General features: G+C 62.4%; 19 protein-coding genes. 11 read left to right on the top strand and 8 right to left on the bottom strand.

The window, feature by feature from the left end:
- Nucleotides 1-109: 109 nt before the first annotated feature.
- Both ACIQ3Q_RS10560 and ACIQ3Q_RS10565 read right to left on the bottom strand, forming a co-directional pair.
- Nucleotides 110-1,213: a hypothetical protein gene (locus ACIQ3Q_RS10560; protein WP_396269034.1), complete on the bottom strand. Its 1,104-nt coding sequence runs from the start codon at nucleotides 1,211-1,213 to the stop codon at nucleotides 110-112.
- A gap of 19 nt (nucleotides 1,214-1,232) precedes the next feature.
- Nucleotides 1,233-2,279 (bottom strand): zinc-binding dehydrogenase, encoded by a 1,047-nt coding sequence (locus ACIQ3Q_RS10565; RefSeq protein WP_396269035.1) that lies wholly within the window; start codon nucleotides 2,277-2,279, stop codon nucleotides 1,233-1,235.
- Nucleotides 2,280-2,378: 99 nt separating this feature from the next.
- Between ACIQ3Q_RS10565 and ftsY the strand changes: the two genes are divergently transcribed.
- Together ftsY and ACIQ3Q_RS10575 are read left to right on the top strand one after the other, a co-directional pair.
- Nucleotides 2,379-3,560 carry a signal recognition particle-docking protein FtsY gene (gene ftsY / locus ACIQ3Q_RS10570; RefSeq protein WP_396269036.1) on the top strand — a complete coding sequence of 394 codons (1,182 nt, stop codon included), beginning with the start codon at nucleotides 2,379-2,381 and terminating at the stop codon, nucleotides 3,558-3,560.
- A 106-nt stretch (nucleotides 3,561-3,666) separates the two neighbouring features.
- Nucleotides 3,667-4,227: a flavodoxin family protein gene (locus tag ACIQ3Q_RS10575; protein ID WP_396269037.1), complete on the top strand. Its 561-nt coding sequence runs from the start codon at nucleotides 3,667-3,669 to the stop codon at nucleotides 4,225-4,227.
- A gap of 7 nt (nucleotides 4,228-4,234) precedes the next feature.
- Here the strand turns inward: ACIQ3Q_RS10575 and ffh are convergent, their stop codons facing one another.
- Complete coding sequence (gene ffh, locus ACIQ3Q_RS10580) at nucleotides 4,235-5,632, bottom strand: signal recognition particle protein (RefSeq protein ID WP_396269038.1); 1,398 nt, start codon at nucleotides 5,630-5,632, stop codon at nucleotides 4,235-4,237.
- Nucleotides 5,633-5,700: 68 nt separating this feature from the next.
- Here ffh and ACIQ3Q_RS10585 point away from each other — a divergent pair, with 68 nt between their 5' ends.
- The 9 genes from ACIQ3Q_RS10585 (at nucleotide 5,701) to ACIQ3Q_RS10625 (ending at nucleotide 16,801) form a co-directional block, all read left to right on the top strand.
- Nucleotides 5,701-6,507 carry an inner membrane protein YpjD gene (locus ACIQ3Q_RS10585; RefSeq protein WP_396269039.1) on the top strand — a complete coding sequence of 269 codons (807 nt, stop codon included), beginning with the start codon at nucleotides 5,701-5,703 and terminating at the stop codon, nucleotides 6,505-6,507.
- A gap of 4 nt (nucleotides 6,508-6,511) precedes the next feature.
- Entirely contained in the window at nucleotides 6,512-6,769 is a 258-nt protein-coding gene (locus tag ACIQ3Q_RS10590; RefSeq protein ID WP_396269040.1) for a PP0621 family protein, read from the top strand.
- Nucleotides 6,766-8,643: an ATP-binding protein gene (locus ACIQ3Q_RS10595; RefSeq protein WP_396269041.1), complete on the top strand. Its 1,878-nt coding sequence runs from the start codon at nucleotides 6,766-6,768 to the stop codon at nucleotides 8,641-8,643. Before ACIQ3Q_RS10590 ends, ACIQ3Q_RS10595 begins: the two co-directional genes overlap by 4 nt.
- Nucleotides 8,640-10,118, top strand: coding sequence for a sigma-54-dependent transcriptional regulator (locus ACIQ3Q_RS10600; protein ID WP_396269042.1), 1,479 nt, complete (start codon nucleotides 8,640-8,642; stop codon nucleotides 10,116-10,118). The genes ACIQ3Q_RS10595 and ACIQ3Q_RS10600 overlap by 4 nt, the downstream gene beginning before the upstream one ends.
- The gene (gene ampD, locus ACIQ3Q_RS10605; RefSeq protein WP_396269043.1) at nucleotides 10,115-10,699 is read left to right on the top strand and encodes a 1,6-anhydro-N-acetylmuramyl-L-alanine amidase AmpD; all 585 of its coding nucleotides are present in this window, start codon (nucleotides 10,115-10,117) and stop codon (nucleotides 10,697-10,699) included. Before ACIQ3Q_RS10600 ends, ampD begins: the two co-directional genes overlap by 4 nt.
- Nucleotides 10,700-11,208: 509 nt before the next feature.
- Nucleotides 11,209-14,112: a ribonucleoside-diphosphate reductase subunit alpha gene (locus ACIQ3Q_RS10610; protein ID WP_396269044.1), complete on the top strand. Its 2,904-nt coding sequence runs from the start codon at nucleotides 11,209-11,211 to the stop codon at nucleotides 14,110-14,112.
- A gap of 247 nt (nucleotides 14,113-14,359) precedes the next feature.
- Nucleotides 14,360-15,610, top strand: coding sequence for a ribonucleotide-diphosphate reductase subunit beta (locus ACIQ3Q_RS10615; protein WP_396269045.1), 1,251 nt, complete (start codon nucleotides 14,360-14,362; stop codon nucleotides 15,608-15,610).
- A 298-nt stretch (nucleotides 15,611-15,908) separates the two neighbouring features.
- Nucleotides 15,909-16,418, top strand: a complete 510-nt coding sequence (locus ACIQ3Q_RS10620; RefSeq protein WP_396269046.1) for a hypothetical protein — start codon at nucleotides 15,909-15,911, stop codon at nucleotides 16,416-16,418.
- 68 nt (nucleotides 16,419-16,486) lie between these two features.
- On the top strand, nucleotides 16,487-16,801 hold the full coding sequence (locus ACIQ3Q_RS10625) for a DUF167 domain-containing protein (protein ID WP_396269047.1): 315 nt from the start codon (nucleotides 16,487-16,489) through the stop codon (nucleotides 16,799-16,801).
- A 17-nt stretch (nucleotides 16,802-16,818) separates the two neighbouring features.
- On the opposite strand, the gene ACIQ3Q_RS10630 is transcribed toward ACIQ3Q_RS10625, so the two are convergent.
- From ACIQ3Q_RS10630 to accB, 5 genes are all read right to left on the bottom strand, one after another.
- Entirely contained in the window at nucleotides 16,819-17,724 is a 906-nt protein-coding gene (locus ACIQ3Q_RS10630) for a carbohydrate kinase family protein (protein ID WP_396269048.1), read from the bottom strand.
- 30 nt (nucleotides 17,725-17,754) lie between these two features.
- On the bottom strand, nucleotides 17,755-19,002 hold the full coding sequence (locus ACIQ3Q_RS10635; RefSeq protein ID WP_396269049.1) for a zinc-ribbon and DUF3426 domain-containing protein: 1,248 nt from the start codon (nucleotides 19,000-19,002) through the stop codon (nucleotides 17,755-17,757).
- A gap of 82 nt (nucleotides 19,003-19,084) precedes the next feature.
- Nucleotides 19,085-19,993: a 50S ribosomal protein L11 methyltransferase gene (gene prmA, locus ACIQ3Q_RS10640; RefSeq protein WP_396269050.1), complete on the bottom strand. Its 909-nt coding sequence runs from the start codon at nucleotides 19,991-19,993 to the stop codon at nucleotides 19,085-19,087.
- A gap of 89 nt (nucleotides 19,994-20,082) precedes the next feature.
- Nucleotides 20,083-21,432, bottom strand: a complete 1,350-nt coding sequence (gene accC, locus ACIQ3Q_RS10645; protein ID WP_396269051.1) for an acetyl-CoA carboxylase biotin carboxylase subunit — start codon at nucleotides 21,430-21,432, stop codon at nucleotides 20,083-20,085.
- A gap of 13 nt (nucleotides 21,433-21,445) precedes the next feature.
- Nucleotides 21,446-21,904, bottom strand: coding sequence for an acetyl-CoA carboxylase biotin carboxyl carrier protein (gene accB, locus ACIQ3Q_RS10650; protein WP_396269052.1), 459 nt, complete (start codon nucleotides 21,902-21,904; stop codon nucleotides 21,446-21,448).
- Nucleotides 21,905-22,074 lie beyond the last annotated feature (170 nt).

Raw genomic sequence — 22,074 nt, forward strand, 5'->3', positions numbered from 1 at the left:
ACAGCTTGAGGCCACTCTCACCAACTACGTCGACACCTACAACCATCGAATTCCTCAACGCGCCCTCAACCACTAGACCCCCATCGAGGCCCTGAAAAAATGGCACGCCTCACACCCCAAGCTCTTCACAAAACGTGTGAATGATCTCCCGGGGCTTGACACCTAGCCAGATGAGTCTCCTCGCATCGGGATCTCCCTTGATATATCGCCTATAAGCCGCTGCTAAAAATATTAATGCTTGAATTCCTGCGTTTGTCATCAATCCTTGAAGGCTGGATCCATAGATGATTTCTCCGAGGACGCAAGAAGGAATGACGCTGAAACCAACTATTCGCAGCCCATTTTCTATCCAGCGGGGCTCCTCATGAATGTTGAATAGATCAATAATTTGGAAATTGATGAGAATTAGAATTGTTGCAAGAAGGGTTGAAATAAATCTATTTATATAAATTCCACTCCATCCTCGCAGTGATTCGTCTACAAATAAATTGAAAACCAATATCCAGATGCAAGCGGTCAATATGATGCCGACTCTCTCCATATCGGAGCGCGATCGTCTCGCATAGATGCTGTAGGCATGGAATGTGAATGCAATGAACAACAGGCAGAAGATAGTTCCCGCGATCCATCCTTCTAGTCTGGCCAGTCGGTTGAGAGCAACGGCATCTATCAACTGCGGGTCAATCACAGCGGTGGCGATAGGCTCGAAGCGAACAAGCACGGAGTCCGTTGCATGCGGCCAGGGAATGACGACTCTTGGTGAATGAGTGCTACTTCCTTCAACCCTCGGCGCCGCTGCACCACCAGATGTCAGGTGTGTTGCTGAACCCGTCTGGGCATCGATGGACCAAGCCTCGTATCGGACAACGGGTGGGGCTCCGAAATAAACAAGACAATTTGACGCCTGGACGCACACCGCTGTCCGTGCTTGCAGCCACACCCAGCGCGGGCCTTTGGCCCACCCCAAAAACTCTGGGGCTTGGGTCACTTCACGAAAGCCTGCCCTGCTCTGCCATGCCTCCTCAGGGCTTGTAAATGGCAGATCCGATTCGAACGCCGTGACACCACCCGCCCCGAAACAGGTCGAAGACGTCTGGACAATGAAGCAAATCAGCAGGCAGCGTAGTGTTCGCAGCAAGAGGAGGCTCCTTCGACCAAGCTCGTTCAATTGGACTGAGCCAATCTGCTTGATGAAGATGGGGCGTGTGTTCAAGATATGGTTATTTCGTCGATCAAGCGCCGCTGTGTAGCGCAACTTTGCCGAACTGAGCCCCGCTGCTGAGCCTGTCCAGCGCCGCATGCACCTCGTCCAGCAGGTAGTGGCTGTCGATCACCGGCACCAAGGCGTGGTGCTGCACCCAGTCCAACAAGGTGCGGAACTCGCTCAGCGTGCCCAGGGTGGAGCCCATCACCTGCAACTGGCGGATGAACAGGCGGCGCAGGTCAGCGCCGGGCTGGTCGCCCGTGGTGGCGCCGCAGGTCACCAGGCGGCCGCCGCGGGCCAGGGCCTTCATGGCGATGGGCCAGACGGCGGCACCGACGTTTTCAAACACCACCTCCACGCCCTGGCCTTGGGTCAGGGCCAGTACCTCTTTGGCCTCCTGGCCGCTGCCCAACTGCACGGTGGCATCAGCGCCCAAGGCGCGGGCCTTCTCCAACTTGTGGGCGTCGCGCGAGCAGGCAATCACGCGGGCGCCCACGCTCTTGGCCAGTTGCAGCCCAGCCAGCGAGACGCCACCGCCGATGCCGAAGATCAGCACCGTCTCCCAGGGCTTGAGTTGTGCCTTGGTAAACAGCATGCGCCAAGCGGTGAGGTGGTTCACGCCCAGCGCTGCGGCCTGCACGGGGCTCAGATGCGGGGGGCGGGCAAAGACATTGCGTGCGGGCAGCGACACAAACTCGGCCAGTGTGCCGTCTCGGTGCTCACCCAGATAGCGGATCTGCGTGCAGAGCACGTCTTCGCCGCCCAGGCAGTAGGCGCAGTGGCCGCAGCTCACGCCGGGGTGCAGCACCACCGCGTCGCCGGGCTGCCACGGGCCCGCCCCAGGCGCCACCGCGTCGACCACCCCGGCGCCGTCCAGGCCCATGATCTGAGGCAGGCTGTGGGTGATGCCGGCACCGCTGTTGCGCATGTACAGGTCCACCTGATTGAGCGTGGAGGCCAGCAGGCGCACGCGCACCAGAGGCTGGCCTTGGGCATCGTGCAAAGGGGGCAGGGGGCCTTCACCCACGGTGACCACCTCATTGCCGCCGTGGCCGGTCAAATACGCTGCTTTCATGCGGAGCCTCCTTCAAAGTATTGCAGTGTCCAAGCTTGCCAGCATGCCCCGAAGCGCCGCTGTCAGCCTGCCTGCGCAAAGACCCGCGACAATAGCGCCATGTTCAGTTTCTTTCGCAAAAAATTTGGGTCGGCGCCGCCGCCCGCACCCGAAGCTGCAGCCGCACCTGCACCTGCGGCGGTGGATGCTCCGTCCGCGCCACCGGCAGCGCCTGCGGCAGGTGGTGCACCGTCTGAGGCTGTAGCCTCCGTGTCGCAGTCTCCGGCGCTCGAGCCCCAGACGCCTGCGCCCACGCCAGCCCCTATCGCTGTGGCACCTGCCGTGGCGGACCCTCACGCCTTCACCCATGCGCCCGAGCCCACGGCCAAGCCGGAGCCCGCTGCGCGAGAAGGCTGGCTCAGCCGCCTGCGCAAGGGCTTGGCACGCACCGGCTCCAGCATTGCCCAGGTCTTCACCGGCACCAAGATCACCGACGAGCTCTATGAAGAGCTGGAAGCTGCGCTGCTGATGGCCGACACCGGCGTCAAAGCCACCGAGCACTTGCTGGAAGACTTAAAACGCCGGGTCAAAGAGGCCAAGGCCACCGACCCGGCCGCCGTCAAAGCCCTGTTGGCCGACGCCATCACCGAGCTCTTGGCCCCGCTGGAAAAGGCGCTGGTGGTGGGTGAACACCACCCCACCGTGATGATGGTGGTGGGCGTGAACGGCGCGGGCAAAACCACCAGCATCGGCAAGCTGACCAAGCACTTGGCCGAGAGCGACTGCAAGGTCTTGCTGGCCGCGGCCGACACCTTCCGCGCGGCCGCGCGCGAGCAACTGGGCGTGTGGGCCGACCGCAACCGCGTGGAGATCATCAGCCAAGAAGGCGGTGACCCGGCAGCCGTGACCTTTGATGCGGTGACCGCTGGCAAGGCGCGAGGCAGCGACGTGGTGATTGCCGACACCGCCGGGCGCCTGCCCACGCAGCTGCACCTGATGGAAGAGCTGAAGAAGATCAAGCGCGTGATCGGCAAGGCCGACACTACCGCGCCGCACCAAGTGCTGTTGGTGGTGGACGGCAACACCGGCCAAAACGCGTTGACGCAGGTGAAGGCTTTTGACGACGCCCTGGGCCTGACCGGCCTGATCGTGACCAAACTCGACGGCACCGCCAAAGGCGGCGTGCTGGCCGCCATCGCCCGCGAGCGGCCCCTGCCGGTCTACTTCATCGGCGTGGGCGAAAAACTCGAAGACCTGCAGACCTTCAAGGCGCGGGAGTTTGCGAAGGCGCTGTTGGATTGAGCTGGGGCAACGCTGGCTTAACTGAATGAGGATCACTGGATGCAGTAGTCCGAGCGCGAGCCTGTAACCTGCCCGGTCATCGTTGCACTCGACGTTCTCGACTCAAATGACACCCACGCTCGCCATCATTTACTTCTCTGGCACAGGCCACACTGCACAGTTGGCCGAGGCCATTCGCTCGGCGGCCTCTGCTCAGGTCACCGTTGAGCCGCACCGCATCGTCGGTACAGACATCGTGAACGGACGCTTCCGCTGCGACAAAGCTCTCGACATGATTGACGCCGCCGCCGGTGTGGTCTTCGGTTCCCCCACCTTTATGGGCGGCCCTGCGGCGGAATTCAAGGCCTTTGCGGATGCCACCAGTGATCGGTGGAGTACGCAAGCTTGGCGCAACAAAGTGGCGGCCGGATTCACTTCTGGCTCCTGCCCCAATGGTGACCAGAGCTACACGCTGAACTACTTTTCAGTCTTGGCGGCACAGCATGGGATGCTTTGGTGCAACTTGGACCTAGCTTGTGGCCACAATCCCTCAGGTTTGAACCGATTGGGCACACAGCTCGGCTTGGCCTCGCAGGGGAATGCGGGTGTGGTGCCAGAGAGTGATCTGCTCACGGCAGCACATCTGGGACGACGGGTTGCCGACCTGCTGGTACGTCTGAGCCGCTGACCTGGGCTCAGCCCCCCCCAAACCCCGGCGGCATCATCCCTTTCATGCCCTTCATGCCGCCCATTTTCTTCATCATTTTCATCAGGCCGCCGCCCTGCATCTTCTTCATCATGTCGCGCATCTGCTCAAACTGGGTGAGCATGCGGTTCACGTCTTGAATTTGCACGCCGGCACCGGAGGCGATGCGGCGCTTGCGGCTGGCTTTGCTCTTGCCCTCTAGCAGCAGCGCGGGTTGGCGGCGCTCTTTGGCCGTCATGGCGCTCAAAATGCCTTCCATGCGGCGCATGTCTTTCTCGGCCTTGTCCATGTCGCCTTGACCCGCCTTGGCCGCCATCTGCGCGGGCAGCTTGTCCATCAGGCTGGAGAGGCCGCCCATCTTCTTCATCTGGCTGATTTGCGACAGAAAATCGTTCAGGTCAAAGCCACCGCCGGACTTGAGCTTCTCCGCCATCTTGGTGGCGGCAGCCATGTCCACGCCCTTGGTGACTTCTTCCACCAGGGCCACGATGTCGCCCATGCCCAGCACGCGCCCGGCGTGGCGCTCGGCGTCAAACACCTCCAGGCCGTCGATCTTTTCAGAGACACCGGCAAACTTGATGGGCGCACCGGTGATCTGGCGCACCGAAAGCGCCGCACCGCCGCGTGAGTCGCCGTCGAGCTTGGTGAGGACAATGCCGGTCAGCGGCAGGGCTTCTTTAAAAGCCTTGGCGGTGTTGATGGCGTCTTGGCCCTGCATGGCGTCGACCACGAACAAGGTTTCGACCGGGTTCAGCGTGGCATGCAGCTCGCGGATCTCGGCCATCAATGCTTCGTCAATGGCCAAGCGGCCAGCCGTGTCCACCAGCAGCACATCAAAGTAATGGCGCTTGGCCCAGTCCAGCGCGGCCAGCGCAATGTCTTTGGGCCTTTGGTTGGGCTCGGAGGGGAACCATTCCGCCCCGGCTTGCTTGGTGACGGTCTTGAGCTGCTCGATGGCGGCGGGGCGGTAGACGTCGGCCGAGACGGTCAGCACCTTTTTCTTGCGCTTCTCGATCAGGTGCTTGGCGAGCTTGGCGGTGGTGGTGGTTTTACCCGCACCTTGCAGACCGGCCATCAGGATGATGGCGGGGGGTTGGGCGGCCAGGTTGATGTCGGAGATGCCCTCGCCCATGGTGGCGGCCAGCTCTTTGTGCACCACCGAGACCAGCACCTGGCCTGGGTTGAGTGAGCCGACCACCTCTTGGCCCAGGGCCTTTTCCTTCACGCGGGCGATGAAATCGCGCACCACGGGCAGGGCCACATCGGCCTCCAGCAAGGCCATGCGCACTTCGCGCAGCATGTCTTGCACATTGGTTTCGGTGATGCGGGCCTGGCCACGCATGGTCTTGACCAGGTGTGACAGGCGATCGGTGAGGGTGGTGGCCATATGAGAAAAGCGCTCCTTGGTGTGCCGGGCAGCAGCTCTGACGGCAAGGGCGCCGGTAAACTGTGCTCATGATTTTATCCGTTGACCCACTTCAAGCACCCGGTTTCGGGCTCACGGTGGTGGGCGCCTTGGCCTATCTGGTGGCGGCCCTGCCCGCACCCATCGAGCGCCGCTGGCCTGCTCAGGCCCTGGTGGCGGCTTGGGGCGTGCACGGTTTGGCCTTGCTGGCAGGCCTGGGCTTGGGGCGCTATGAAGGCTTGATGATTGGCTTTGCGCCGGCCTTGTCCTTCACCGTCTGGCTGGTAGTGGCGGTCTACGGTATTGAAAGCCGCTTGGTCCCGGTGCCCGGCGTGCGCAGGGTCTTGGCCCTGACCGCGATGGCCTTGATGGTGTTGGCGGTCTTGTTCCCCGGCGAGGTTCGGGCGGTGGCCCATTCGCGCTGGGCGCCGCTGCACTGGGTGCTGGGCCTGACGTCTTATGGCTTGTTTGGCGCAGCGGTCTTGCATGCCTTGCTGCTGGATGCAGCCGATCAGCGCATGCGAGACAAGCGGGCCATCGTCTCGACGGTGTATGGCATGCCGCTGCTCAAGCTGGAGCGCATGACCTTCCGCTTCGTCGAGGCAGGCTTTGTGGTACTAACGCTGGCGCTGGCGGTGGGCATGGCCTCTCCGAACTGGCGCTGGCTAGAGCACAAGACAGTGCTGTCGCTGCTGGGCTGGGCCACTTTCGCGGCCCTGATCATCGGGCGTGTGTGGCGGGGTTGGCGGGGCCGTCAAGCCACGCGCTGGCTCTACGCAGGCACTTTGCTGATGCTGCTGGCCTATATGGGCTCGCGCTTTGTGCTGGAAGTGCTGTTGCACAAAACACCGGGGTAATGGCATGGGTCGCTTCATATTGCTGCTGGCCGCTGTGGCCTTGGTCTGGTGGTGGCTCAGCAGCCGTCGCAAGGCGGTGCGCTCGGAAGATCCGGCCAAGAAGGCCCCGGTCGACCCTGCTGGGGCACGCCAGATGGTGTCCTGCGCCCACTGTGGGGTCCACTTGCCGCAAGCGGATGCGCTGTCTGATGCCGCCGCAGGGGTGTGGTACTGCTCTGAAGAGCACCGCCTCTTGGGGCCAGGCCCTGTGGAGAAACCTTGAGCAGGTCGCGGCCGGAGGCCGGCTCGTCTCGGGCTCGCCCTGGCAGCGAGGGTGAGTCTTGGTTTGCTGACTTGGGCATGCCCGCCGGTGTCGCCGGCGGGGATGACGAACCCTCGCTGATGACGCCGGATTGGGCCGACACCGGCGAAGGCCCCGAAGACAGCACGTTTTTGTCGCGTCAAGCTCGGCGACTGGTGCGCGCAGATGATTCTGCGCAGCGACGTGTGTATCGCACCTACCTGACTGCGCGTGCCGTCCTGGGGCTTGCTTTGCTCGCCACCCAGTTGGTGCTGATGTGGCTGTCTGGACGCGAACTGTCGTGGCTGCCCATGGTAGCCGGGGCTTACGCCTTGCAGGCCGGCTTGGCGTGGTGGCGTTGGGCCTATGTGGGGGACGGTCGTCAGCGCTCCTTGCGTCGCCTGCATTGGTGGGCCACCATCGGCGTGGATGTGGCGGCCTTTGGCGTCTTGCATTGGCTGGATCCTGGCTCTAGTCTGAATCATGCCGCTTTGTTGGTGCTGCCGGTTTTGATGGCTGGCGTGTTGAGCCCCCGCCTGCCCGCACTGGCAACGGCTTCAGCCGTGGCCTTGATGCTCTTGGCAGCGGCCTGGCAGCGGGGCATTGCGGGGGGCGGTGGCGATCTGCTGACCTTGCTGTCTCAGGCGGGCATGGCCGGCATTGGCATGTTTGTGATCGTGCTGGTGTCAGGGCAGATGGCCAGCCGTTTGGCCCGCGAAGAGCGCACCGCACGGGGCAGCTTGGAGTTGGCACGTCAACAGGCGGAACTGAACCGCCTCGTGATCGATGAAATGAGCGATGGCGTGCTGGTGGTGGATCGCCAATGTCGCGTTCGCTCCGCCAACCCTGCGGCACGCAAGCTGCTGGCCGAGCAAGGGCAGTGCCCGGTGCCACCGTTCTCTTTGCAAAGCGAAGACGGCTGGCGCAGCTTGGCCGAGGCCGTCAGCGCTGCCTACCGAGCGGGCCACTGGCCGCGTGACGGGGTGGATTTAGCGCTGTCATATGCCGGGGCTTCACCGCATTCGGTGCGGGTGCGGGCCCGCTTCACTCGCGGTCAGCGGGGCACGGTGTTGGCCACCGAGGGCGGTGGTGAAGTCTTGGCCGTGCTGTTTGTGGAAAAGCTGCGTGATGTCTTGGCGCGGCAACGTCAAGAGCGGCTGGTCGCCATGGGCCGCATCTCGGCCGGCATTGCGCACGAGATTCGCAACCCCTTGGCGGCCGTGGCTCAGGCCAATGCGCTGCTGCGCGAGGACGCTTTGCGGCCGGACCAAGAGCGCTTGCTGCGCATCGTGGCGGACAACGTGGAGCGGCTCAAGCGCATCGTGGATGACGTGATGGAGGCAGCCCCAGGCGGGCAAGCGCCTTCCAGAACGTTGGACTTGAACCAAGAGGTCAGCACCATCTGCGGCGAGTTCGCCCGCACGGTGGGCTTGGTCTTGGGGCACGAGTGCCGCCTGCGGGTGCAGATTCCGCTGGAGCCCACGGGCGCGGTCTTTGATGCCGACCACCTGCGCCGTGTCTTGGTCAACTTATTGGAAAACGCCCTGCGGCACTCGCGGGACATGGCCGGCTCGGTGCTGCTGTCCATCGAGTTGCTGGACGGGCCTTATGTGCGCTTGTCGGTGGCCAGTGACGGTGACCCGATTGGCCCCGAGGTCGAGGCGCATTTGTTTGAGCCCTTCCACTCCACCCGCAGTCGCGGCACGGGCTTGGGCCTCTACATTTGCCGACAGCTTTGCGAGCGCCATGGGGCCAGCATTGACTACATGCGGCGACCCGGAGCGCGTCACCCGAATGTGTTCCAAGTTGTGCTGCGGCGGGACTCTGTGGCCTCAGAAGGAAGACTCTACGTATGAACAGCGCAGCATCTGGCACCGGCGTGCTGGTGGTGGACGATGAACCCGATTTGTTGACGCTTTATGAGCTGACCCTGCTGCGTGAAGGCCATGAGGTGGAGACCGCCTCCACGGTGGCCGAGGCATGGGAAGCACTGCAAGGCAAGGTCTACAAGCTGGTCATCACCGACATGCGCTTGCCCGACGGCACGGGCATGGATTTGCTGAAGCGCTTGGAAGCTGCGCGGCGGCCTGAGCGCACGATTGTGATCACCGCTTATGGCTCCACCGAGAACGCGGTGGAGGCCTTGAAGGTGGGCGCCTTCGACTACCTGACCAAGCCGGTGGACTTGAAGCAGTTTCGCACCGTGGTGGCTGGGGCCATGGGGCAGGCCGCCACGCCGTTGCGCTCGGCGGTGGCTGGGCCGCTGGCGCCCTTGGCGCGCTTGGTCGGCCGCTCTGGCGCCATGCACAAAGTGCGCGAGTTGGTCGAGAAGGTGGCACGCAGCATGGCGCCCGCCCTGGTGCATGGTGAGTCGGGCACGGGCAAGGAATTGGTGGCCAGGGCCATTCACGATGCCAGCCCGCGCGCAGGCCAACCCTTTGTGGCGGTGAACTGCGGCGCCATCCCGGAGAACCTGCTGGAAGCCGAGTTCTTTGGCTACCGTAAAGGCTCATTCACCGGCGCCAATGAAGACCGCGATGGCTTCTTTCAGGCCGCACACGGCGGCACCTTGTTCTTGGATGAAATCGGCGATTTGCCCGCTGCCATGCAAAGCAAGCTGCTGCGCGTGATCCAAGAGCGGGCGGTGCGCCCGATTGGCGCGACTGCTGAGGCGTCTGTGAATGTTCGCATCGTCAGCGCCACCCACCGCGACCTGGCGCAAGAAGTGACGGCGGGACGCTTTCGCCAAGACTTGTTTTATCGCTTGAACGTCATTCGCATCGACGTGCCGCCGCTGCGTGATCGTCTGGATGACTTGGACGACATCACGGCGGCGCTGTTGGTGCGCATTGCCAAAGACGCGGGCTTGGTGCCTGCGCCCAGCCTCAGTGCCTCTGCGCGCCAACGTCTGGCGGCCTATGACTTCCCCGGCAATGTGCGCGAGCTGGAAAATCTCTTGCACCGTGCGGTGGCCATGTCGGCCAGCGAGGTCATCAGCGTGGATGACTTGGGCCTGCCCGATGCGGCCTTTGGTGACACCGTGGCCGAGGCCGATGTGTTGGCCGCTGAAGCAGCGTTGGGCAGCAGCCTGGGCTCCAACAAGGTGGTGTTGCCGTCTGAGGCAGAAGTATTGCCTCACGATTTAGCGGCGCATTTGGACGAGTTGGAGCGCAGCATTCTGCGGCGGGCCTTGGCGGCGCATGGTTTCAATCGCACGGCGGCAGGCGCCCGGCTGGGTCTGACGCTGCGGCAGATGCGCTATCGCATGGCGCGCCTGGGCATCACTGAAGGGGGTGATGGGGGCGTGGATCTGACGGCGCCTGAGTCGTGAACCACACTGAGTGGCATCAAGGTTGGTGGGCCAAGGCGCGGCGCCTGGATAGCCCCAACTTTGGCCCCAGGCCAGAAGGGATGGCGGTCTCGCTGGCGGTGATCCACTCCATCAGCCTGCCACCAGGGGTATTCGGTGGTGGTGAGGTCGAGGCCTTGTTCACCAATCAGCTGGATTGGGATGCCCATCCTTACTTCCAGGGTATTCGGGGCTTAGAGGTCTCCGCGCATTTCTTCATTCGTCGCGATGGCGAGTGTGTGCAGTTTGTGTCCACCCATGACCGGGCCTGGCATGCGGGTCGGTCCTGCTGGGCAGGGCGTGAGAACTGCAACGATTACTCGGTGGGCATTGAGTTGGAAGGCTTGGAAGGTGGGCGCTTTGAGTCCGTTCAACTGCACAGCCTGGTGAAAGTGCTCCGGGCTGTGGCGCAGATCCACACCTTGGACGCGGTGGTGGGCCATGAGCATGTGGCGCCAGGCCGCAAGGCGGACCCCGGGCCAGGCTTTGATTGGGCATGGCTGCGCCACCATTTGGCGTGGCCCGAAGTGACCATTGCGGCGGGCGAGGCCGACCAACGCTGAACTCGTCGGCGCCAAGCCTTGATTGACAAGGCTTGGCGGCGCAAAAGGGCTGGCAGAGGCCCGTCTTTTCAGGGCTCGCCGTACGCGATCAAGTTTTCATGCGGCCTGGCGCTCAGCTGCTCGCCGGGGTGTCGAGGCAGGCTGTGAGTTCTGCACTTGCAAATTGATGCGATCACGCTATCTGTAGTGCTTGAAAGGCCTCCTCCCCCCAGATATAGTGTGCCCTCGTGCTAATCATTGAGTTGAAAAAGCCGTTCATACACCCAGGTGTCTGAACCGCAGAACACCCAGCAGACCGGCAAAAGTCGGCGGCACCGGGGGGCTACCAGCCCATGTGCCACGGGAGTTTGAGTGTCAACCAAGGACTCGCTCAAGAACGCCAGGGAGGCGTGAACCATGCAAGAGGTTGCGGTGTCTGTTTGTCATGAGCGCGAGGTTTGTCAGAAGTCCGTCGCTACGGCTTTTGAGAACCACTGAACTTTTATCTATCTATCCAACCGAGGAAATCCATGCAAGCTGTTGTGTCCAGCACGACTGACGCTTTGGCGTCCGCCCGTTCTGTCCCTTCATCCGCCGCCACCTCGGGCGCGGTCACGGCCTATCAGGGCTATCAAATCATCCGCCGCAATGGCGCTGTGGTCTCGTTCGCGCCCGACAAAATCGCTGTCGCGCTGATGAAGGCTTTTTTGGCCGTCCATGGCACGCAAGGGGCCGCGTCGGCCAGCGTCCGTGAAACTGTGGATGCCTTGACCGAAACCGTGGTGCGCGCCTTGATGCGTTCGCGTCCGGGCGGTGGCACCTTCCACATTGAAGATGTGCAAGACCAGGTCGAATTGGGCCTGATGCGTGGCGGCCACCATGAAGTGGCGCGTGCCTACGTGTTGTACCGTGAGCGCCGCACCCAAGAGCGTGCCCGCCAAGCCAGTGCTGCACCTGCCGTGCCCTCGAATGCCTTGCATGTGCTGGACAAGGGTCAGCGCGTGGTGCTCGATGAAGCCCACCTCAAGGGCTTGATCGAGTCCGCTTGCGCGGGCTTGGGCGAAGACGTGAAGCCCGATCCCATCATTGCCGAGACGCTGCGCAATCTGTATGACGGCGTGCCCATTGACGAGGTGTACAAGGCCGCCATCTTGGCCGCCCGCACACTCATTGAGCGCGACCCGGCCTATACCCGTGCCACGGCACGCTTGTTGATGCACACCATCCGCCGCGAGATTCTGGGTGGTGAGGTCTTGCACGGCGAGATGCACATCCGCTACGCCCAGTACTTCCCTCAGTTCATCCAGAAGGGTGTGGATGCAGAACTGCTGGACGAAAAGCTGTTGCAGTTTGACCTGGCCAAGCTGGGTGCCGCGCTGCAAGCCGACCGCGACTTGCAGTTTGATTACCTGGGTCTGCAGACGCTGTTTGATCGCTACTTCTTGCACATCGAAGAAACCCGCATCGAGATGCCGCAGGCCTTCTTCATGCGCGTGGCCATGGGCTTGGCCTTGAATGAGACCAACCGCGAAGCGCGGGCGATCGAGTTCTACAACGTGCTGTCGACCTTTGACTTCATGTCCAGCACGCCCACGCTGTTCAACAGCGGCACGCGCCGCTCGCAGCTCTCAAGCTGCTACCTGACCACCGTGGCCGACGACCTGGACGGCATCTACGAGGCACTGAAAGAGAACGCGCTGCTCTCCAAGTTCGCAGGTGGCTTGGGGAATGACTGGACCAATGTTCGCGCCCTGGGCTCCTACATCAAGGGCACCAATGGCAAGAGCCAAGGTGTGGTGCCCTTCTTGAAGGTGGTGAACGACACGGCCGTGGCGGTGAACCAAGGCGGCAAGCGCAAGGGGGCCGTTTGCGCCTACCTGGAGACCTGGCACTTGGACATTGAAGAGTTCTTGGAGCTGCGCAAGAACACCGGCGATGACCGCCGCCGCACCCACGACATGAACACCGCGAACTGGATCCCGGATCTGTTCATGCGCCGTGTCATGGAAGGCGCGGACTGGACCTTGTTCTCGCCCTCGACCTGCCCTGATCTGCACGATCTGATCGGCGCGGAGTTCGAGCAAGCCTATTGCGCCTATGAGGCCAAGGCCGACCGTGGCGAGATCAAGCTGTTCAAGCGCATGCCTGCCAAAGACCTGTGGCGCAAGATGCTGTCCATGCTGTTCGAAACCGGCCACCCTTGGATCACCTTCAAGGACGCTTGCAATGTGCGCTCGCCTCAGCAGCACGTCGGTGTGGTGCACTCGTCCAACCTGTGCACCGAGATCACCCTCAACACCAACGACGAAGAAATCGCCGTGTGCAATCTGGGCTCGGTCAACATGTCCCAGCACTTGAAGGATGGTGCGATCGACCACGACAAGCTCAGCAAGACCATTGCCACGGCCATGCGCATGCTCGACAACGTCATCGACATCAACTACTACGCCGTCAAGAAGGCCAAGGACTCTAACCTCCGCCATCGTCCTGTGGGCTTGGGCATCATGGGCTTCCAAGATGCGCTCTATCAACTGCGCGTGCCCTACGCCAGCGCCGAAGCCGTCGAGTTTGCCGATCGCTCCATGGAAGCGGTGTGCTACTACGCGTATCAGGCGTCCAGCCAGTTGGCGGCTGAGCGCGGCACCTACTCGACCTACGAGGGCTCGCTGTGGCACCGTGGCATCCTGCCGCAAGACTCGCTGGACCTGTTGGCCAAGGCCCGCGGCGGTTATCTGGAAGTGGATCGCAGCAGCACTCTGAACTGGGATGCACTGCGCCAGCAGATTGCCCAGCATGGCATGCGCAACAGCAACTGTGTGGCGATCGCCCCCACGGCCACCATCTCCAACATCATTGGCGTAGATGCCTCCATCGAGCCGGCCTTCGGCAACCTGTCGGTCAAGTCCAACTTGTCGGGCGAGTTCACCGTGGTCAACGAATACCTGGTGCGTGACCTGAAGCGCTTGGGGCTGTGGGACAGCGTCATGGTGATGGACCTGAAGCACTATGACGGCTCGCTGCGTCGCATTGACCGCGTGCCCGAAGAGCTCAAGCGTCTCTACGCCACGGCTTTTGAAGTGGATGCAGTGTGGCTGGTGGAAGCAGCGTCACGTCGTCAGAAGTGGATCGACCAAGCGCAGTCGCTCAACATCTACATCTCTGGCGCGTCGGGCAAGAAGTTGGACGACACCTACAAGCTCGCTTGGCTGCGCGGCCTGAAGACCACCTACTACCTGCGCACCATGGCAGCCACTCATGCTGAGAAGTCCACCATCTCGAATGGCTCTCTGAATGCGGTGTCTTCTGGCGGCGGTGTGAGCGGTGTCTCTGCCGAAGGCTCGGTGCCTGCAACGGCCTCGGCTCCCGACGCCGCCCCCGCCACCGACATCAAGTTCTGCAGCATTGACAACCCTGACTGCGAGGCCTGCCAGTGAGATAGGCGTCCCAGGGTTGCGGCGCAGGCTCATATCGCGCAGCGATGTGAGCCGCAGCCACAACCCCGACTGCGAGGCCTGCCAGTAAACAGCTAACGCACAAATTGTGCGGATGATTCGATGATGCAGTGCTTGCAATGCGGTTAAAGCGATGCAAGCCTGCAACATCGACATTGATTCAAAGTCAAGAAGTGCTTGGTGTTTCGACACAACACTCCGATAATTCACAGCCATAGGAAACACGCACATGCTGGTCTGGGAAGACGACACACGTAACCCGTCAACACCTGTTCATCGCAGCGCGCCAGAACCCGTCACCGGGTCCCCCCTGAGCACGCGGCCAGCGGCACCGTCGGCGCCTTCTGCCGCCACCGCAGCACCTACTCTCCAATCCGTTCACGCCGCTCCTGCAGCATCCGTAGCCACGGCGCCTGTGGTCGCAGCGTCGGCTGCTGCCGCGCCCGTGGTGGATGGCAGTTCTCGCCGTGTCAATGCCGCCGACAAGCGCATCATCAACGGCCAGACGGACGTCAATCAATTGGTGCCGTTCAAGTACAAGTGGGCGTGGGAGAAATACCTCGCCACCTGTGCCAACCATTGGATGCCTCAAGAGGTGAACATGTCGCGTGACATCGCGACCTGGAAGGACCCCAACGGTTTGAGCGAAGACGAGCGCCGCATCATCAAGCGCAACCTCGGCTTCTTCGTGACGGCTGATTCGCTGGCGGCTAACAACATCGTGCTGGGCACTTATCGCCACATCACAGCCCCTGAAGCGCGGCAGTTCCTGTTGCGCCAAGCCTTTGAAGAGGCCATTCACACCCACGCCTACCAGTACATCGTCGAGTCTCTGGGCCTGGATGAAAGCGAGATCTTCAACGCCTATCACGAGGTGCAGTCCATCCGTGACAAGGACGAGTTCCTGATCCCGTTCATCGACGCGATCATGGACCCGCACTTCACCACCGGCACGCCCGAGACCGATCAGACGCTGTTGAAGTCCTTGATCGTCTTTGCCTGCCTGATGGAAGGCTTGTTCTTCTACGTGGGCTTTACGCAGATCTTGGCCCTGGGCCGCCAAAACAAGATGACCGGTGCCGCCGAGCAATACCAATACATCTTGCGCGACGAGTCCATGCACTGCAATTTCGGCATCGACCTGATCAACCAGATCAAGCTCGAGAACCCGCACCTTTGGACGGCCAGCTTCAAGGCCGAGATCAAGGCGCTGTTCGAGAAGGCTGTGGAGCTGGAGTATCGCTACGCCGAAGACACCATGCCGCGTGGTGTGTTGGGCCTGAACGCCTCCATGTTCAAGGGCTATCTGCGCTACATCGCTAATCGTCGTGCCACCCAAATCGGTTTGGAGCCACTCTTCCCGAACGAGGAAAACCCGTTCCCCTGGATGAGTGAAATGATCGACCTGAAGAAGGAACGTAACTTTTTTGAGACCCGCGTCATCGAGTACCAATCTGGTGGCGCATTGAGCTGGGATTGATCCCGAGAGCAGCGCGCTTCGGCGCGGCTCAAAGGCATAAGGCCTTCAGGCGATGAGCTTGAAGGCGGGCGGCCAAATCGCGGAACAGCGAGATGTCCTCCCTCTCAGTGTGAGAGATCAAGATCCTCGGCCCGAGTCGAGTGCTGGCAACAGAACCAGCGCCACGGGCCAGCCCCCATTCACCGCATCGGGGGCGCCCGAGTAGGAGTGAACCTGCCGGGAACACCCAGGTGCGGTGGATCGCCGGTCTGTATCGAGCAGGCTGGTGTGTTTCGTAACTTGATCAAGGAGTTTTGACATGGCAACTGCGAAGAAGGCCGCTCCGGCCAAGAAGGCTGCACCTGCAAAGAAGGCTGCCGCTGTGAAGAAGGCTGCACCGGCTAAGAAGGCTGCACCTGCGAAGAAGGCTGCACCGGCTAAGAAGGCTGCCGCTGTGAAGAAGGCTGCTCCTGCTAAGGCGGCTCCCAAGAAGGCAGCTCCTGCCAAGAAGGCTGCACCGGCTAAGAAGGCTGCACCGGCCAAGAAGGCTGCTCCTGCCAAGGCTGCCCCTACGAAGGCTGCCCCTAAGAAGGCTGCACCGGTCAAGAAGGCTGCTCCTGCTAAGGCTGCCCCTAAGAAGGCCGCTCCTGCCAAGGTCGCTAAGGCGGCTCCTGCTAAGAAGGCCACCAAGGCCGCAGCACCTGCCAAGAAGGCTGCTGCTAAGAAGCCTGCCGCTTCCAAGCCTGCCCCTGCGCCTGCTGCATCGGCTGCCAAGACCGCGTTGAGCCCGGCTGCTGCTTGGCCCTTCCCGACGGGCAACAAGCCCTAAAGCGCGCAAGCGCCTTTGAAACGCCCGGCTTCGGCCGGGCTTTTTTCTGCCCAACGCGGGCCCGTGCAGTGAGCTCTTCTTTCCCTTGCCTGCGAAGCAGTGGCAGCGCCTGCGTGCTGGACATCAGTGCTGTGCCGGGTGCCAAGCGCACCGAGGTGGTGGGCTTGCACGACGGCGCGCTGCGACTGCGCTTGGCCGCCCCACCTGTGGACGGCAAGGCCAACGACGAGATCGTGGCCTGGTTGGCCCAATCGCTGGGCTTGCCGAGGCGCGGCGTGCAGCTGCTGCGGGGCCCCACCAGTCGGCGCAAGCAAATTCAGATTGATGCGCCTGAGGCCGTGGTCAACGCATGGTTGAGCACCTTAGCCTTGGGCTTGACGTAGCCGCTCAGGCAGGCCTGTCAGAGGCCCAATGCAGCGCGATCGACGGCGTGGTTTTGGCCACCACGACAGGCAATCTTCAATGCGCCCAATTGGTTGCCCAAGGCCACGCATCGCGCTAAAGGCCACCCTTGTTCCAGCCCGAACAGCAGGGCACCTCGGAAGGCATCGCCGCAGCCGGTCGGATCCAGCACGTCGGCGGCCGCCACGCCGGGTACATGCATGCGTTGGCCCTGTTCCCACACATCACAGCCCTGGGCGCCCAAGGTCACCAGCACCCCCTTAAGGTGAGAGTTGGACAGCGCCTCTAGCGACAGGCCGGTGCGGTCGCACAGCATCTTGCCTTCGTAGTCATTGACGGCCACCCAAGTGGCCAGGGCGATGAACTGACGCAACTCCTCGCCGTTGAACATCGGCAGGCCTTGGCCGGGGTCAAAGACAAAAGGAATACCCGCAGCCGACAGGTCTTGTGCGCGACGCAGCATGGCGTCACGGCCGTCGGGCCCAATCAAGGCCAGACGAATGTCTGAGCGGGCGGGCAGCTTGATCTCGTGGGCATATTGCATGGCCCCCGGATGAAAGGCCGTGATCTGATTGTTGTCTGCGTCGGTGATGATCATGGCCTGTGCGGTGTAGCTCTCGGCCACTTCCAGCACCGCCGTGGTGTCGATGCCCAAGCCTCGCATGCGCGCCAAGTAATCGGCACCGTCATTCCCCAAGGCTGCAGCCACCACGGCCTGCCCGCCCAGAGCCTGCAAGGTGTAGGCGATATTGCCTGCGCAGCCCCCCCACTCTCGGCGCAAGGTCGGCACCAAGAACGAGACATTCAGGATATGGACCTGCTCGGGCAGGATCTGGTCGGCAAAGCGGCCGGGAAAGCTGGTGATGGTGTCGAAAGCCAGAGAGCCAGAGACAAGACAGGCCATGGTGTGTCGGCGATTGCCGCTCGCTTGGGGTTAGGGGTAAAACAACTCGGTCGAAAAGCCCGCCACCTTGAGCGAACCGACTTTCAGCAGGGTGTCTACACGCCACACGCCGTCCGGTCCGATGGCTGTTGGTGCCGTCTTCAACTCCTCGGGCAAGATCACTTTGCGCACCAAGGTTTGGCCGTTGCTGTCGCTGAACAGCAATTCCAGCGCAGGCAGTCGCACGGAGTGGCTGGCGGTATTGTGCAGATCAGCGGTGAAACGCAAGGTGTCGGCATAGGCCGTGCGTGTCAACTGGCTTTGATCTAGCACGATGCGCTCCAGGGCCCTGGGCGGCGAAATCTTGCAACCGAGCAACTGGCAAGAGGCCTGAAGCACAGGTGCGGTGAAGGGCCATTTGGCAGACAGCTCATCACGCCAGTGCACCATGACCTGTAGCATCAAGAGCAGGCTCAGTGCTGCTGTAGCGGTTCCCAGTACCGCACGAACGCCCGGGCGTTCCCAATGAGCGGCGCGCTCGACGCTGCGCATGAACTCTGGCTTGCGACGGCGTTTGCGCCGCCGGGTGCGAGGATCGTCGGGGTCCTTGAGTGTGCTGTTGCGGGGTGTCGCACCGTCGGCGCGGCTGCGCTCACGCCGCTTGCTTCGACGCCGCTTGGTTTGTGCAGCGGGGACGTCGCCTTCGGAGGAGGCTTGCCCGTCTTGCTCGGCAAACATCGAGGGAGACGTATCTTCGTAACGCGCATTCTCGGGGAGCGTGGCTGCAGCTGCAGCTGTAGCTGCAACTGCCGCAGGGGCAGCCAGCGGCTCGTCAGTGGTAACGAACTCTCCTTGAGCGGGTGGCTCCTGCGCAATACCCGCAAACTGTAGCGGCGGGGTCAGCGTCTCAGCTTCATCCTCGACAGTGACTTCAGGCACTGGCAAAGGCTCTTCCGTGGGAATGGGGCGCGCACTCGCAAAGTCCCAGGTGACTTCCGTTTGGGGCGGGGCACCTGTGGTCAAGGGGATGTCTGCTGGACCAGCGGCTGCGACAGGCGCAGCGCTCATCACCACCGTCGGCTCCGTCAGGTCAACGTCGGTGAACGGTGCGGGGCGCTGGCGCAGTGGCGTTTCAGGGGGCTGCTCAGGGACCGGCGGATGCAGGTCAAACAAAGAATGCAGCGCATTGAAGACCTCCTGGCAGTGGCCGCAGCGGACCCAGCCTTCGGAAATTTTCAATTGGTCTTGGACGACCTTGAATGTGGTGCTGCAAGCAGGGCAGCGCGTGGCCAGACTCATGCGCTGAATGATGCCATGCCGAGGTGGTGTCGCAGCGAATGAGGCGATGGAAGGCGTAACAACACCTTGCAGCGGGCGTTCCTCAGCCTTTCGCCAAGCGTTGACCCGTCATCAGGATCCAACCGTCGTCGGTGTTGCTCACCTCCAAGGCGATCCAGGGCGCGTAGGCTTGCTGCAATTCAGCCGCTTGTCGCTCCAAGATCCCCGCCAACACCAAATGCCCGCCCTCTGCCACATGGCCGCAGAGCACAGGCGCCAGCAACTTCAAGGGAATAGCCAGGATATTGGCCAGCACCAACGGGTACTCGCCTTGCGCCAAGTCGGGCAGCCCGACATTCAGCGTCACACCGTTGGCCTGAGCATTCAGGGCAGAAGATTCCACCGCCGCCGGGTCAATGTCCACGGCATCAATGTGTTGGCCGCCGTGCAGGCCAGCTCCAATGGCCAGAATGCCTGAGCCACAACCGTAGTCCAGCACGCGATTCCAGCTTGACGACAGCACAGGCGCCTGCTGGGCGATCCAGTTCAGGCACATGCGCGTGGTGGGGTGGGTGCCGGTGCCAAAGGCCAAGCCGGGGTCTAAGCGGATGACTGCGCGGGCCGCTTCGGGCACCTCATGCCAGGTGGGCACGATCCAAAACTCTGGCGTGATGGCCACCGGCGAGAACTGAGATTGCGTCAGGCGCACCCAGTCCTGTTCCACCACCGCGCTGAGCGCCTGCACGCCCAAGCCTTGAGCCCAATCTTGGGCCAGCAGCAGCGTGGCGGCCTCTTCAGCTTGCGCCTCGGTCTGGAACAGGGCCTTCAAGGTTGAGCGGTCCCAGCCTGCACGCGGGGGCGGCATGCCGGGCTCGCCAAACAAGGCGTGCTCGGCTTCGGTGTCGGCATCGGCGTCTTCCACCGACACAGACAGCGCCTCCAACTCGTTCATCAGGGCTTCAGAGACGGGCTCCACCAAGCTTTGGGGAGCGGTCAACAGCAGTTCAAACATCGGCACAGGCGAGTTCTCGGCTAAGGGCTCGGGGCGACGCCACGACAGGCCCTTCGCCCGTGTGGGCCAAAGGCTTGTCGCGCGCGGCATCAGCGGCGGTGTTGGCTGAGCCAGCCTTCCAGGTAGTGGATGCTGGTGCCGCCCAGCACAAACTTGGCATCGGCCATCAGTTCGCGGTGCAGCGGGATGTTGGTCTGAATGCCTTCCACCACCGTTTCGGACAAGGCGGTGCGCATACGGGCCAAGGCCTGCTCGCGGGTGTCGCCGTGGCAAATGATCTTGCCGATCATGCTGTCGTAGTTGGGCGGCACGAAGTAGTTGGTGTAGGCGTGAGAGTCCACGCGCACCCCCGGGCCACCCGGCGCATGCCAGGTGGTGATGCGGCCGGGCGAGGGCACAAACTTGTACGGGTCTTCGGCGTTGATGCGGCACTCAATCGCATGGCCACGCATCTCGATCTGGCGCTGGCTGAAGGGCAGCTTCTCGCCCGCGGCCACGCGGATCTGCATCTGCACGATGTCGATGCCGGTCACCATCTCCGTCACCGGATGCTCCACCTGCACGCGGGTGTTCATCTCGATGAAGTAGAACTCGCCGTTCTCAAACAGGAACTCGAAGGTACCCGCGCCGCGATAGCCAATCTTCTTGCAAGCCGCAGCGCAGCGGTCGCCGATCTTCTCGATCACGCGGCGAGGAATGCCGGGGGCTGGCGCCTCTTCGATGATCTTCTGGTGGCGGCGCTGCATGGAGCAGTCACGCTCGCCCAGCCAGACGGCATTGCGGTGCTCGTCAGCCAGGATCTGGATTTCCACATGGCGTGGGTTCTCCAGGAACTTCTCCATGTAGACCTGGGGGTTGCCGAAGGCCGCGCCGGCCTCAGAGCGGGTCATCTGCACCGCATTGATCAGCGCAGCCTCGGTGTGAACCACCCGCATACCCCGGCCACCGCCGCCGCCAGCGGCCTTGATGATGACGGGATAGCCCACCGCGCGGGCGATCTTGATGATCTCCTTGGGGTCCTCAGGCAAGGCGCCCTCAGAGCCCGGCACGCAGGGCACCCCCGACTTGATCATGGCCTGCTTGGCCGACACCTTGTCTCCCATCAGTCGGATGGACTCAGGGGTCGGGCCAATGAAGACGAAACCGCTTTGCTGCACGCGCTCGGCAAAGCCTGCGTTCTCCGACAAGAAGCCGTAGCCGGGGTGGATGGCTTCGGCGTCTGTGACCTCTGCCGTGGCGATGATGGCCGGCATATTGAGGTAGCTTAAGGCCGAAGGTGCCGGGCCAATACAGACGGCTTCTTCCGCCAGCTTCACGTACTTGGCGTCGCGGTCGGCCTCGGAGTAAACCACCACCGCCTTGATGCCCATCTCTTTACAGGCACGCTGAATGCGTAGGGCAATCTCCCCCCGATTCGCAATGAGAATTTTCTTAAACATGGGCGTGGACTGCTTATTCGATGATGAACAGCGGCTGTCCGAATTCCACGGCCTGACCGTTCTCGACCAAGATCTTGGTCACGGTGCCTGAGCAATCGGCCTCGATCTCGTTCATGATCTTCATGGCTTCGATGATGCACAGGGCCTCACCTTCCTTGACGGCGCTGCCCACGCTGACAAAGGGCTTCGCGCCCGGCGTGGCGGCGGTGTAGTAGGTGCCAACCATGGGCGACTTCACGACATGGCCGGTGGGCTCAGCAGCAGGAGCGGGTGCTGCGGGGGCGGCCTCTGCCACGGGTGTGGCGGTGCCGGCAACGGGCACCGGCGCCACAGCAGCCGGTGCGGCCATCAGCACGGGGGCGCCAGCCGACTTCACGATACGAACCTTGCCTTCGTTCTCGGTGATCTCGAGTTCCGAGATATTGGATTCAGAGACCAGGTCGATGAGGGTCTTGAGCTTACGCAGATCCATGGCGTTGACTTCTCCAGGGTGAGTAAAGCGCCCCTTTTAGCCTCAGAGTCACCCAGCCCGCCCCAGTGGGCTCGCAAGTGAGGGCGCCTTGTGGCCAGTGAGGGCCGGGGGCGCAAGAGGCTGCCCGAACAGATCGGGGCAGGGCATGCTTTCAGTTAATTAGCGATCAA

This window comes from Ideonella sp. (assembly GCF_044358605.1).
Taxonomy (GTDB): Bacteria; Pseudomonadota; Gammaproteobacteria; order Burkholderiales; family Burkholderiaceae_C; genus Ideonella.